The organism is Domibacillus antri, from assembly GCF_001936625.1.
Classification (GTDB): Bacteria; Bacillota; Bacilli; order Bacillales; family Domibacillaceae; genus Domibacillus; species Domibacillus antri.
Window position 1 is genome coordinate 1 of sequence record NZ_MSDU01000008.1, and the last position, 13,512, is coordinate 13,512.

Below are 13,512 nucleotides of genomic sequence, written 5' to 3' on the forward strand. Positions count from 1 at the left end.
AGTCTTCCAGCACGTTTCGCTGATAAAGAAGCGCCCTTCGCTTTTCTTTTAAACGTTGACGTTTTTATTGATTTTGTTCAGTTTTCAAAGATCAATTTCATTAACCGTCATCACTGACAGATATACACTATATTATTTATTAAACATAGATGTCAAATGTTTTTTCAAAATCTACGTCTCTTAAATCATCACTTTTTCATAATGGTTAATAATATAACCCTTTCCAAAACAAAAAGTCAATAGACTTCTCATAAAATAACCATACACTTCCTACCTTTAGCTCTTTACTGTTTTGAATAGTTACATAAAAAACGAGCATGAAGAATGAAGAATAAAAAATGAGATAAGCCGCTATTGCCGTATTGATTAGATTAAGAAAGTTTTAAACCACCACTCCTCAAAGTGGGTGTCCGCAAAAACGTTCCTGCCTGTCCTCCTTGTCATATAGACAGAGGCCTGTCATTCCCGATTTTATTTAAAACTCCCGATTACAGCTTAAAGGTTAAAACTTACTTATTTTTTACGAACAACGCAGCTCGTATGAGTATAGTACTTTATTTGTCCACTTGATTCAATGGTAATTGTTTCCTTCAAAAAATGAAAATGGATGTGAATGTAAGCTCCGTTTCTCACCTAGACTATATAGCCGCGTCCTTAGCAGGTTGTTTTATGTCCCAAAACAAATTGAAAGAAAAATGAAGGATGGAAAACATGATGGCAGGCGCGTAACGTTTACCAAGATTATTATGGATTGGGTGCACTATTTTCATCTTAACAGCAGCCCTTATCTTCACACCTTTTCTGACAACAAAGGAAGCCAGCACATCTCCTTGAACACAAAATATTGGAAAAATGCATATGTTGGCGCAAAACGAGTCTTAAAATAAATGATTAATAGACCGGGTGCTGCCGCATCCGGTCTTTTCTCACTGTCCAGAATGTTAAAAATATTCGACGGAAAGTGTCGTTATAAACACTTTTTCCTGTCCCGGTTTTAATCCGCAAAGTCCCGTGACCTCTTCCGGCAGATCAAGGTTCGGCGCATTTGTCACCCATGAATACGGCTCAACCGCCAGCATATCCTCATTCCCGCCGGCTGTGAATAAAACCCAGTGTTTAAATCCTTTTACCGCTTCATACGTGACTTTAATGCCGCGGTCCGGATGCTCGATAACGGCTTTTCGGTCATCGGTCACCGGATAAACATCATCTAACGCAAGCCCTGTTAGCTTCATTCCCTTTTTTAGTTCTGTTTTATATGGAACGAGTAACAGCTTGCCGGTCGGCAAATGCCGTTCATTTAATTCCCAGTACGTATCCACATCCATGTGCAGCGTCGATTCTTCAATCGGAAATTGAAAGGTCGTATGATACCCCACGCCAACCGGCATCGTTTCCTCGCTTTCATTGATAACTTTTAATGTTTGGGTGATTCCCGAATCCAGCAGCTGAATGGTCATTTCGAGGACAAATGAATGCGGGAACTGTTTTAAAATGTCCGGATGAGCGCTGGATTGAAATATTGTCGTCAATATGTTCTGCTCCTGATCCACTCCACTGACGGTCCACTTTTTATCATGCACCCACCCGTGAATATGTACATTCTCTTTCGCCCGGTTCATTTCCAGCTCATACGTACGGTCACGGAATCGAAAAACAGCATCCTCTATCCGATTCGGCGGAAATAAGACGGGTGTGCCGTATAACATTTTTCGGCTGGCGTGTTCCTCTTTCGTTTTTGGAACCCGCAGCAATTCCACCTGCTTTGTTTTATCAAAAACGGAAATGAGATTGCTTCCTTCACCGGGAAGAACGACCGCTTTAAAAAAGTCATTCTCCATTTCGTATGCTTCTTGTTCTAAAAATTCAATGGTTCGAATGCCCATTATGCTGCCTCCTGACTCTTCAATGTTCAATTTGCTTCCATCATACCAAAACCTTTGCAGAAGAAGAAAGGAATTGGCATTGTATGATACGCATGAAAAACGATGAACGGGTTATGTTAAAAAAGGTTGAATTTTGTTTCATAAAAACGGCCTGGTCCGCATACATATAATAATTGCGCTCGCAATAAAGCCTTCATAAAGGAGAAACGGTTATGTTTAAAATTGGTGTGAGGGATCTTGGAATTGACTTAGGAACGGCGAATACCGTTGTCTATGTAAAAGGAAAAGGCATCACTGTGCGGGAGCCGTCGGTTGTCGCGGTAGCAAAAGATTCAAACCGTATTATTGCTGTTGGAAATGCAGCGAAAGAGATGATTGGGCGGACGCCTGAAAATGTTCAGGCACTCCGCCCGATGAAAGACGGCGTCATTGCGGATTACGATACGACCACCGCAATGATGAAGTATTTTATAAAAGAAGCACAGCATAAAGCCGCCTTTGGAAGCAAGCCGAACGTGATGGTTTGTGTCCCTTCCGGCATTACGCCGGTTGAACGGCGCGCTGTCATTGATGCGACGAAAGAAGCGGGCGCACGGGAAGCCTATCCGATCGAGGAATCATTAGCGGCGGCCATTGGAGCCGATTTGCCTGTATGGGAACCGACCGGAAGCATGATTGTGGATATAGGAGGCGGTACTACGGAAGTGGCGGTCATTTCTCTCGGCGGCATCGTGACCAGTCATTCCATTCGTATCGCAGGAGATGAGATGGATCGTGCGATTATACATTACGTTCGGAAACAGTATAATTTGTTGATTGGCGACCGCACAGCGGAGACTGCCAAAATGGAAATCGGCTCTTACGGAGAAACAGACCACACTCCTCCCCTTGACATTCGGGGCCGGGATATGCTGACCGGCCTGCCAAAAATTATTGAAATTCCGGGTGAGGAGATTTCACTTGCTTTAAAGGATAAAGTAGAGGATATTGTCGACACCGTTATTAAAACACTCGAAACAACGCCGCCGGAGCTTGCGGCTGATATTATGCACCGGGGCATTGTCTTAACCGGCGGCGGCGCTTTGCTGAAAAATTTGGACAACGTGTTACATGCAGAAACAAGAATCCCTGTTTTCATTGCTGCAAACCCGCTTGACTGTGTAGCGATCGGCACAGGAAAAGCATTAAATCAAATTCATTTATTTAAAACAGCAGCGAAATTATAGTCCTGTTTGTGGAACACAACGATTCCCTTACATATAAAGTCCCGCCAAAAAAATACCAAGGGATTCTTCATATATTTCATCAAATTGCGTAATAGGAAGGGGATTCGTTCCTTCACCAAGTTCAATGGTAAAGCCCGGTCTGCGCCAGTCCTGGATAAACCAGTCTTTATATCCGGCATAGCTTTCAATGGTGCGGACCGGTACATAGCCGCTGACCCTTCCAAATTCTTTGGAAATGAGAGCGGATTCCGGCGGTTCCATGTTTTCAAATCCCCAATAAACAACTTTTCCCTGCGTGTGGAACGCCAGCACTCTCGAAAAATCCCTTTTTTTCGTCAGCTCTGCCATTGCAATCGATTCAGGTTCAGACAATGGCCGTTCCCCCCCATAGTCTCTCGGTCCGGGGCGGTTCGGATGGTTTGCCCGTTCTTCCTCCCACTTTGCCGGAAATTGATCGTTCAAATCGACACCTCTGATATTCGCTTTCCATCCTGAAAAGTCCGTATTCCCATTGTTTAGTGAAACGACACTGTCATTCCACGGCTCCTCTGCAGGAAGGCCATTTATCACAAGATCGACACCATCCGGATTTACCATCGGCACGATCGACCACATCGTTTGCTCGTATAAACGATACGCCGCTAAACCGCGCAGGGACGTCTGATTTGTCAGTGCTAATGCATAATCGTTTAAAAATGTCATAATGACCGATGTGGTGATCCATTCATTCGCATGAAAAGATCCGTTATAATGCACACGCTTGCCGCCGTTTCCAATCAGGACTTCGTCTATGTCTTTTCCCATAACAGACTGGCCAATAGAAGCAACACGTAAAAAGGGATAGACCGTTTGTAAACGCCGCATATCGTTCATCATTTGACTATAGTCATAATATCGCTTTCCATTGACAATTCGCCACGTAATCCGCCGCGGAACACGTATCATCTGTCCTGCCTGCACCCGGTCAGGCGTCATTCCGGGATTCACCTGCAAAATCGCACTCACCGGGATTTGACGTGATTGGGCAATATTCCATAATGAGTCTCCGGCCCGCAGCTGCACATGTTGAATCACGTACCCAGGGATCTGTACCTTCTGTCCGATGCTCAGCCGATCCGATTGAATCTCCCGATTGGAGTCCCTTATGAGCTGCAGATCTATATGAAACAACTGACTGTAGGACCATAAAGAATCTCCCGGCCTCACTACAATTTCCATGAAGTTCCTCCTATTAGTCAAAAGTTGTTCTTTTTTAACTGTATGCAGCAGCGTCCAAGATTGCAGAAGAAGACCTCTCAAACATTCATCAAGACATCTCCTGATTATTTCGCTGGCCGAGATTTCGGTAAATAAGTCCCTCTACCGCTGTCAGCCGCTTATGGAACAGCCTCTTCTGAAATGCCTCTTATCGTTTTCGGACAATGAACGTATCGCCGAGGAGTGCCCAGTTTTGAGGAAACGGGTAGCCAAGCACCCAATAACTGAGCCCTCTCAGTTTATACGATTTGACCAAATTAAATTTAGCCCTGGCACTGCGGGCATCTTCAAACCAGACTTCATGAGAGCGGCCGCGATTATCGACATACGTGTAATACGGAGACTGGCTTTTCTGGTTATATTTTATTTCCGCGCGATATTGAGCCGCACGCCTCATCGCTTCCTGCATGTCAAATGTCTCTGCTTCCTGTCCTTCTTTATGCGGAACGATCCAGTCACGTGCATAGATTTGAAAGCCCAGTAAGATTTTATCTCCCGGAATAACGGTCACCGCATAGTCAAGAACGCGTTTTATTTGGTCAATCGGTGAAATTGCCTGAGGCGGGCCTTTTCGATACCCCCATTCATACGTCATCAGAACCACAAAATCGAGAATCCGGCCGTGCGCCGGATAATCATGCGCCTCCACTAACATCCCTTTTTGATCTCCGCTTGTCTTTGGCGCAAGAGAAGAGGAGACAAAAAACCCTTCCGGATGAAGCCGGTCTACTGCCCGGTGGAGAAAACGATTGTAAAATTCCCGATCGGCTGGTGCCACATTTTCGAAATCGATATTGAGTCCGTCATATCCTCTTCTTTTCATGGTGTGGATGATGTTGGTTAATAATGTTTCCACTAAGTCTGGGCTGGAAAGAATGAAGTGAGCCAATTCGGTTCCCGCCTCCGTACTTGAAAAATTGGTGATCGCCATCATGGGTACAACATTCGTGGACCGGGCGACTTGTACTGTCGGAAAATCATCGATTGGTTCAAGGCTGGCGTCTTCCTTCATTCTATATCCGAATGGACTGGCATATGTCAGGTCATAAGCTACTTCACGCACCTGATTGGCGCCGGTTTGTCCAAATGTGTACGAAAATGCATTGACATCAATAACAGGCTTTGGATCTGCTGGAATCCTCAGACGCTGTCCTATATAAAGAAGAGACGGCGTTGTCAGACGGTTTGCCTGTACAATTGCCTGCACAGTCGTTCCATAACGTAAAGCAATCGCATAAAGTGAATCCCCGGCCCTGACCGTATGAAAAATCACTGGGATATATAAAACCTGCCCGGGATAAATGCTGTCTGGATGTGCGATCCGGTTCGTCTGAATGATTTCCTGCACCGTTGTCCCGTATTGATTGGCAATCTGTCTGAGCGTCTCTCCCTGCCTTACAAAATGCCTAATATACGGTTCAGGAATCAGCAGCGCCTGCCCAATCACCAGCTTATCAGGCTGTTCCAGACCATTTACCTCCACAAGTCGAGTTGTATGGATTCCGTATTGACGGGCGATTCCCGATAACGTATCGCCTCTTATCACCACATGAATTTTCACCTTTCCAGCCCCGCTTTCGTTCCCATTCTCCTTTCATCTTATGAACTGTGTCGGTGATATATGATTCGGACAGCTGGAGGCTGGTTTTTAAGTCCCATCATTTGCTGATGGCGTATGGACGTCCGGATTCAGTTAAAATCCAGCTTTCAAAAGAAGAAAGGGATGTCTCGATGAATGTTTGAGGACATCCCCAAAAGCTGAAATTACATTTTTCAGAATACACCCTTAGCGTTCATCACGTTCTTCTTTTTCCCATGCCTTGAGAGAAGGATATGGATCAAATGCCCATTCTATCCGCCCGTTATATTTATACATGCCGTAGTGAAGATGCGGAGGAAATCGGCCGGATGTTCCCTTTTTCCCGTATCCTGAACTTCCAACATAGCCAATAACGGTTCCCGGATCAACCATATCGCCTTTTTTTAAGTCTTTTGTAAAATACGCCAGGTGGGCGAAGTAATGATATACATTGTGAATATCGCGGATCCCGATCCGCCAGCCGCCAAATTTATTCCATCCCATGACCTCCACGATGCCGTAAGAGGTGGCGCGGATGGGAACACCGTAAGAAGCAAACAAATCCGTTCCTTCATGCATCCGGTGTCCTCCCCAGCCTCTGCTTGCGCCCCAGGTGCCGCGGTAACTGAAGTTATGTTCAATTGGAATTGGGAAAGCGTGGTTATCAAGATCGAGCGTTTCATACTCTTTGTAAATATTCGCGATCGTCATGATTTGATTAACAGTTTCTTTCCGCCCGTAATAATCCTTTAAGGCTTTTTTAAAATCTTTTTCCGTATGTCCATACCCGCTTAAAAAGACAGCCATCGTATACAAAACATCGTCATCATCATTCGGATCGGCCAGCCCATCCTGATTTCCATCCCTTCCTAATCCCCCAAAAAACAGAATGGATTCCGGGGAGGTATCTTTTTTGTTTGGATTCAGCATGCCGGTCCATTTCTCATCCGGGAATTGAATGGCCATGACGCCGTCTTTTTCAGGAATATCCGGGCGCACTTGTTGAATGTTTCGCTCAAATTGGTCGACAGCCGCCAAATAAAACCATGGTAACGTCAAGCTTTCGTATTTTAAATAATAGCTCATTCTGGCTTCCAATCGTTCTTCTCTCGAAGGCTGCTCTTTAGCTGAAACAACAGAGGAAAAAAGAAAGAAGCACGCAATCAGCGAAGATGGAAAACAAATCCAATGATGCACACGGAAAACCTCCTTTTTTTAATCCTCATTTAGATTTCCCCATTTTGTTTTTTTCATCACCACTTTTATCCGTAAAAAACCCCTCAACCTGTAATCGTTGAGGGGAGAATACTACAATTTTTATGAGAGACGTAAGATCCGATTTTCCCGGCCGCCGTCTTCACAATATATTGGCATAATATTGATTTTTTTTATTTTATCAGTCTGAATATAATGCGTTTCGTAATGGTGTGGGATTTCCAGCCATACAGAACTGTTTTCAATTTCCTGAATGATTTCCTGTTCATCTGTATGATGAAATTGATATACACGTTTATCACCATTCACCATTTCCACAACCACTTGAAAATCTTCCACATCATCTGCCCCCTTTATGCCTTTATTATCTGACAGAAAGGAGGCGCATTGCTATAACTTTCCTTCGTCTTTTTCCGACAACCACATCACTGGCCGCCAAATTCCACAGCGGTTTTCATTCATTATTCGCCGTCAAGAGGCCGGGCCCACTCGCCTAAATAATGACGCGCAACAGGATTTTGCCGGACATCTGCCAGTTCACCGTCCACCTCTTCGCATAAATCCTTTGGAATACTGCGCTTGTTCCGCCGCTCAAAAGCCGGCCAGATGACATTGTACTCCTCCCGGCCATCGTCCAGCACATGAAATGTTTCGTTTAAATTTTGTTCAAACCACTTATTATAAACCGGGCTGGTACGCACAATTTTCACCAGTTTTATTGTCATTCTTTCTCAGCCATCCTTTCCGTTTTTTTGTAAATGATTGTTTCGTTCCTTTCGTTATGCCCGGAAAAGAGATGTTTCATACGCCGAATGAACATTGTCTAATTGAACCGGAGAGAAAAGACGTTTTTTTTGTAAGTGAGCTTGGGGATGTATGAAAAATCAAACGCTGGTTATTTTATTAGGTGGAATCACTTTAAAGGAGGAAAAACATTGAAAAAATTAGTTCGCTTTACAATTATCGGCTTGACCCTTTTTGCGCTTGCAGGCTGTAATACAAATCGAGACGAAGCCATAAATAATGATGATCAGACTCCCGCAGAAAATGTCAATTATGAGCCGGACAACAACCAAGACCGGGATGCGAACGAGACCGACAGTGAATCGCGGTTAGATGTGGCGGATGATGCGGCGGATCGAATCGTTCAATTGGATGAGGTCGAAACGGCAAACGTCATTGTGACAGATGACAATGCGTATGTCGCTGTCGTCTTGCGTGATGCGGCAAATGAAGAAGTAACGAATGAAGTAGAAGACAAAATTGCAGCGGAAGTAAAGGCGGAAGATTCAAGCATTCAAAACGTATATGTGTCAGCGAATCCTGATTTTGTCGATCGGATAGCGGATTACAGAGAAAAAATTAATGCACGCGAACCTGTAAAAGGACTGGTCGAGGAATTTAGCGGTATGGTTCAAAATGTATTTCCTGATGCCCACTAAAAAATTCCAGGAAGCGTCATATAAGTATGGAACAATGGCTGGATTCATGAAAAATCCGGCCATTGAGCAGGAAAAACGGCTATTGAAATGAAGATGAAGAAAGGAGCTGTCTCAATGAACGTTTGAGACAGCTCCTTATCTTTGTCAAAACTATTCTTTTTTAAAGAACGAAACGGCGCCCCGCAAATAAGATCCAAATTTAAACGTATGGTATGATGAATAAAAGGGGGTTTTCTTGTTGATTACATATGAAGAACTGCATCATGTCGGGATTAACGTGACCGATATTGAAAAAGCCAAACGGTTTTATCGTGACATTCTTTGTCTTAAAGAGCTCGAACGTCCGCCCTTTGATTTTGACGGGGCCTGGTTTGCCGTCGGCCAGCAGCAAATACACCTGCTCGTGATTCCGGAATCCGGAACGATTCGAGCCGACAAACGATTAAGCAGCCGTGAAGGCCATTTCGCCCTTCGTGTGAAAGATTATGACGAAACGCTTCAGTGGCTGAAAAAAAACAACATCGATACTCTTGAAAAACCAAACAGCACGAGCGGCTTCGCGCAAATCTTTGTCGCTGACCCGGACGGGAATTTGATTGAACTGCATGTTGAACGTACATAATGAAACCATGAAAAAGCACCCGGCTTTAAAGACCCGGGTGCTTTTGTTCGTTCTTATTTTGCATTCATAGCGTTATAAATCGCAACCGTGAATGCTTCTCGTGTGGCATTTTGCGAGCCGTTGAACATATTGCCCGTAAAAAGACCTGTTTTATCAATGGACGACAAGGATAAAATTCCATCATATGCCCAATGGCTTGAGCTGACGTCCGTGAAGATGGCACCCGCCGCTGACGTTTGCGGAACGGATAAGTTAAAGGCACGCTGGATAATCAACGCCATTTCGTTCCGTGTCATTTCGTCGTTCGGACGGAATGTATTGTCATCGAATCCGCTGATAATACCCGCTTCACGCATGGCGGCAATGTCATGAGCGAACGCATTGGATACTGGTACATCCGCGAATGGGCTGGTGACTTTCGGCTGTAAGTTCAATATACGGTTAATGATCGCCGCTGCCTGCCCGCGCGTCACTTTATCATCGGGACGGAATGTATAATCATTGAATCCGGTAATGACTTTTTGATCCGACAACGTTTTAATCGCTGTGTATGTACTCGCTGATTTGGCTACATCGGTAAACCAATTTGGTGTCTTTTCTTGAATGACGCGTTTCGCACCCGCATATTTTGGTCCCCAATACGAATGATTCATCGAAACCAGATCAATCCCCTGGCTGGATGTTGCGTTCAGGACCATGTTTCCGCCCGCATATACACCAACATGTGAAATGCCCGGCTTATATGTATTGGCGTAAAAAATGAGATCGCCTGGCTGGAGGTCGCTTTTTGCTACAGCTGTTCCCACTTTATATTGCTCATCTGTCGTCCGCGGCAATGAAATGCCCGCTGCGTTTTTAAAAATGTACTGTACGAATCCGGAACAATCAAATCCGCTCGGTGTAGTGCCTCCAAAGACATACTTCACACCCATGAATTTTTTTCCATATGTGATAATGGACTCCCCAATGGAAGATGCTTCTGTTTTAAATGATGTGATTGGAGAAAGCGTTAACAACAAAATTGCTGCCATAAATGAAATGAAGACTTTTTTGCAACTACTCACCATAGACCTCCCGGATTCTTTTCTCTAATTCTCTGTCTTTTCTTGTAATTCTGATTTTACCAAAACAAAACATTACATAGTTTTACGTTCTAATTACAAATTCGGTCATCTTTGTAATAATTAATGAATTTTTTTCCATTATGACAAATGAATCTTACTGGCTGATTAGTAGTTAAACAAATAAAAAACCAGCCGCACACACAGCTGGTTTTACTTATTCTCCCCAAATATCATCCTTCATTTACCGGCTGAATTCCTTCGTCTTTTTTTCTGAAAGAGGCTCACGGTTTCTTACTCTTTCCGTTACGAATTCTTCTATTAACGCAATCGCCATGATGATCATTCCCATAAAAAACACGCATATACTGACTGCATGTGAAACAAATGAATACGGACCAAAGAATATCCAAAACAACGAAATCATGTTCATCCCGGTCCCCGCCGCCTGCAATTTTTTTGCGTATTTTGCTTCTTTCACTACACCTATTAATATGAAAAGAACGAGAAAAAACAATAGGCTCTCCAGGAAAAATCCGACCATTTGAAAGAAAAAAACCGAACCTTTTAAACTTGCCATCTGCTCCAATAACAAAAGATTACCCTCCTCTTGTTCCTATTCATATATATTACAAGTGAGCGGCATTTAACCCAAAAAAGTGCCTGTCCCCCGCCGCATTAAAGCGGTGGAAAACAGACACCCTATTTATTCCTTATTTGATTCAGACTCATCTGCAGCAGCCAGCCAATTATGAAGGACATAATCGTAACTATCCAAAACAATAAGATGTTCATCTTCATCCATTGCTTCTTTCCATTCAAAAAGAGTTCCATCGCACCTCGTTCGAACAAGCACTTTTAGTAAACATCCTCTCTTTTCACTCGCTTGAAACAAATGTTTTTTTGCTTCCTCGAACGTTTCATTCTCTTTCTGAATTTTGATGGGTACCGGCTTTCCCTTGTAATGCTCAGGCAAAATACCATCAACCCCTTTATTTCTCTGCACGGGAATGGCATTTAAACTCGTTAAAACGGCTAATTCCTTTTCTGTTTTCGTCAAGTATTGTTTTTCGCCTTTTTCCAGCAAATGCGAATGGGTTTTCACTGGATTTTCCAGCCTTTTTCTTGACAATTCAATGGCCTCTTCCGACAAATCAATCCCGATATGCTTTCTATCCAATAACTCAGCCGCCACTAATGTCGTCCCGCTCCCACAAAATGGGTCAAGAACAAGATCTCCCGGATCCGTCACTAATTTAATAATCTGCTCAAGTAATAAAATAGGCTTTTGTGTTGGATAACCCGTTCGTTCTTTTGCTTTTGGGTTTAAAAAAGGGATTGTCCAAACATCCGATAACGGAACCCCCTTTTTTGCTTTTCCTAGAACCACTTTTCCATTTTCATCTTTTTTATAAACAGATTTCGCATGCTTGTCACGAACACGGTCTTGCAAAATTTGATCGACATTTGTCGTAGCTGAATAATCCGTATAAATCGTGTTAAATTTAAATGTTTTTGTCTTACTGTAAAAATAAATGGCTTGATGGTTATTCAATAATCCAACTTTTGAATTTGACCACCTTTTATAATGCCAAATAATTTCACTTTGAAACTGTTCCATGCCAAACACATCATCAAGTGCCACCCTCAAATAATGCGAAGCTGTTTTATCACAATGCAAAAAGATTGAACCTGTTTCTTTTAATACACGCTTACATTCCAACAACCGAACCTTTATATAATCTATGTAGGTTGCAATCGAATCCCAGCAGTCATCGAAAGCATATTCCTTCATATTATCTCTTGTTTTTAGCCGCTGCTTTTTTTTGTGTAAAAAAAGGAGGATCCATATAAACGAGATCGACACTATTGTCCGGGATTTGTGTCAGTTTTTCCAGACAGTCCCCTGCTATAAGTGTCATTTATATCGGCCCCCATTCATTCGAATTTTCTTTTGCAATCCGCTCTAAGATAGACTTTAAATCAACACCTGTTTGATCATAAATAAAAGCCCATGCCGCATCCCCATAATAATATTGACCGTCCGCCCCTTTATAAAGCGTTTCAAGCGTCTTTTGAATTCGTATTGCCTGTGCGCGGTTCGGATAATAAAACATAATTCGGTTCGGAGTATAACCGGCATTTTTTATCACTTGCATCCGTGTATGCTCTTTCGTGATATGATCTCCGTCCGTTGTGGCATCGCGCCACTTAATTTCATACGCTTGATCGTCTACTAAACAATCGATTTCAAACGTTTTTGGACGCTGTCCGATCGTATTTGGAATTTTAACCTTCTTTTCAGCCTTTTCCCCAAATTTATACTCAAAACAAAGAATAGCTGCATCCTCCAAAAAAGAACCCGCATATTTATAAAGAAACCGTCCTTTGTTTTGATAAATATCAATCAATTCCCCTTCTTCCAGAGGGACATTTAACACCTGGTAAATCAAATAATGCGATAGATCGTCATTGGCCATCTCTTCGACTCTTTTTAATACTTGATCACACGCCTGTTGATTCGGCATAATTTGGCATAAAACCCTGCAAAAAAGAGATGCACTCTTATAAAATGTAAGTTACCATACAAACATTTTCGTTTCCGTAAATAACTCAAAATTCAAAATATTAATGGTGATCACCGGCTGCAGCGACGTATACGGCATCCCTTTTTTCAGCTGTGCCCGATACACGCTGGACCAGTAAAATAATGTCCGCTTCACCATGTCATACTGATTAGCCAGCTGGATTTCAATGTTCAGCCACTCCCCTTTTTCCGTTTTCGCTAAAATATCCAAACGGGACTGTTTATCATCGACGTGTTCACCACCCGCCTCCACATTCATAAACGCCAGATCATCAATCGGTTCCCTGCCGCTTTTCTGCAAAACCGCATTCAAAAAAACAATCGTGATCCGTTTATTCTTCTCACTTCCAAACAGCGCTTTAAATGCATAGTCCACTTTCAAATCCATCAGCCGATCCAGTGAAATCCGCTTCAAAAACCGTGGCTGCCACTTCTCCATCACGACACTTTTATTTGCCAAAAGTATACCATAATTCATCGCAGGCAGCTCCATTCAAATGGATTTAATAAAACATACGTTCTGTATGCATTCATTTTATCATCTTCCACTCATTAATAAAAACTATTGTACGTTTATAAAAAAGAGTCCGGCTCTTTTTAACGCAGTTTCCATCTTCCTTCCCCTTTTTCATCCACA

15 protein-coding genes and 1 other RNA gene are annotated in these 13,512 nt (G+C 43.0%); 3 read left to right on the forward strand and 13 right to left on the reverse strand.

Features of this window, described 5'->3' with window-relative positions; translation table 11 throughout:
* Positions 1-341 precede the first annotated feature (341 nt).
* A non-coding RNA gene (gene ssrS, locus BTO30_RS03980) (6S RNA) lies at positions 342-541 on the reverse strand.
* A gap of 400 nt (positions 542-941) precedes the next feature.
* Complete coding sequence (locus BTO30_RS03990) at positions 942-1,886, reverse strand: aldose 1-epimerase (RefSeq protein ID WP_075397429.1); 945 nt, start codon at positions 1,884-1,886, stop codon at positions 942-944.
* 212 nt (positions 1,887-2,098) lie between these two features.
* Between BTO30_RS03990 and BTO30_RS03995 the strand changes: the two genes are divergently transcribed.
* On the forward strand, positions 2,099-3,112 hold the full coding sequence (locus BTO30_RS03995) for a rod shape-determining protein (RefSeq protein WP_075397430.1): 1,014 nt from the start codon (positions 2,099-2,101) through the stop codon (positions 3,110-3,112).
* Positions 3,113-3,139: 27 nt separating this feature from the next.
* On the opposite strand, the gene BTO30_RS04000 is transcribed toward BTO30_RS03995, so the two are convergent.
* From BTO30_RS04000 to BTO30_RS04020, 5 genes are all read right to left on the reverse strand, one after another.
* Positions 3,140-4,330, reverse strand: coding sequence for a M14 family metallopeptidase (locus tag BTO30_RS04000; RefSeq protein WP_075397431.1), 1,191 nt, complete (start codon positions 4,328-4,330; stop codon positions 3,140-3,142).
* A gap of 187 nt (positions 4,331-4,517) precedes the next feature.
* Positions 4,518-5,930 (reverse strand): LysM peptidoglycan-binding domain-containing protein, encoded by a 1,413-nt coding sequence (locus BTO30_RS04005; protein ID WP_075397432.1) that lies wholly within the window; start codon positions 5,928-5,930, stop codon positions 4,518-4,520.
* A 225-nt stretch (positions 5,931-6,155) separates the two neighbouring features.
* A complete protein-coding gene (locus BTO30_RS04010) occupies positions 6,156-7,145 on the reverse strand; it encodes a M23 family metallopeptidase (protein WP_075397433.1) in 990 nt (329 codons plus the stop codon).
* Between the two features lie 120 nt (positions 7,146-7,265).
* Complete coding sequence (locus tag BTO30_RS04015; RefSeq protein ID WP_075397434.1) at positions 7,266-7,502, reverse strand: hypothetical protein; 237 nt, start codon at positions 7,500-7,502, stop codon at positions 7,266-7,268.
* 122 nt (positions 7,503-7,624) lie between these two features.
* Positions 7,625-7,888, reverse strand: coding sequence for a hypothetical protein (locus BTO30_RS04020; protein ID WP_075397435.1), 264 nt, complete (start codon positions 7,886-7,888; stop codon positions 7,625-7,627).
* A gap of 210 nt (positions 7,889-8,098) precedes the next feature.
* Between BTO30_RS04020 and BTO30_RS04025 the strand changes: the two genes are divergently transcribed.
* Together BTO30_RS04025 and BTO30_RS04030 are read left to right on the forward strand one after the other, a co-directional pair.
* Entirely contained in the window at positions 8,099-8,605 is a 507-nt protein-coding gene (locus tag BTO30_RS04025; protein WP_075397436.1) for a YhcN/YlaJ family sporulation lipoprotein, read from the forward strand.
* Between the two features lie 238 nt (positions 8,606-8,843).
* Positions 8,844-9,227: a VOC family protein gene (locus BTO30_RS04030; RefSeq protein WP_075397437.1), complete on the forward strand. Its 384-nt coding sequence runs from the start codon at positions 8,844-8,846 to the stop codon at positions 9,225-9,227.
* A gap of 53 nt (positions 9,228-9,280) precedes the next feature.
* Here BTO30_RS04030 and BTO30_RS04035 read toward each other — a convergent pair whose 3' ends face one another.
* The 6 genes from BTO30_RS04035 to BTO30_RS04055 form a co-directional block, all read right to left on the reverse strand.
* Positions 9,281-10,291, reverse strand: a complete 1,011-nt coding sequence (locus BTO30_RS04035) for a C40 family peptidase (RefSeq protein WP_083632286.1) — start codon at positions 10,289-10,291, stop codon at positions 9,281-9,283.
* A 241-nt stretch (positions 10,292-10,532) separates the two neighbouring features.
* Positions 10,533-10,883 (reverse strand): hypothetical protein, encoded by a 351-nt coding sequence (locus tag BTO30_RS04040; RefSeq protein WP_075397439.1) that lies wholly within the window; start codon positions 10,881-10,883, stop codon positions 10,533-10,535.
* A 111-nt stretch (positions 10,884-10,994) separates the two neighbouring features.
* A complete protein-coding gene (locus tag BTO30_RS04045; RefSeq protein WP_211272819.1) occupies positions 10,995-12,083 on the reverse strand; it encodes a DNA-methyltransferase in 1,089 nt (362 codons plus the stop codon).
* 1 nt (position 12,084) lies between these two features.
* Positions 12,085-12,210, reverse strand: coding sequence for a hypothetical protein (locus tag BTO30_RS17825; RefSeq protein WP_281248581.1), 126 nt, complete (start codon positions 12,208-12,210; stop codon positions 12,085-12,087).
* Positions 12,211-12,816 carry an ApaLI family restriction endonuclease gene (locus BTO30_RS04050; protein WP_075397440.1) on the reverse strand — a complete coding sequence of 202 codons (606 nt, stop codon included), beginning with the start codon at positions 12,814-12,816 and terminating at the stop codon, positions 12,211-12,213.
* A gap of 51 nt (positions 12,817-12,867) precedes the next feature.
* On the reverse strand, positions 12,868-13,353 hold the full coding sequence (locus tag BTO30_RS04055; RefSeq protein WP_075397441.1) for an Rpn family recombination-promoting nuclease/putative transposase: 486 nt from the start codon (positions 13,351-13,353) through the stop codon (positions 12,868-12,870).
* Positions 13,354-13,512 lie beyond the last annotated feature (159 nt).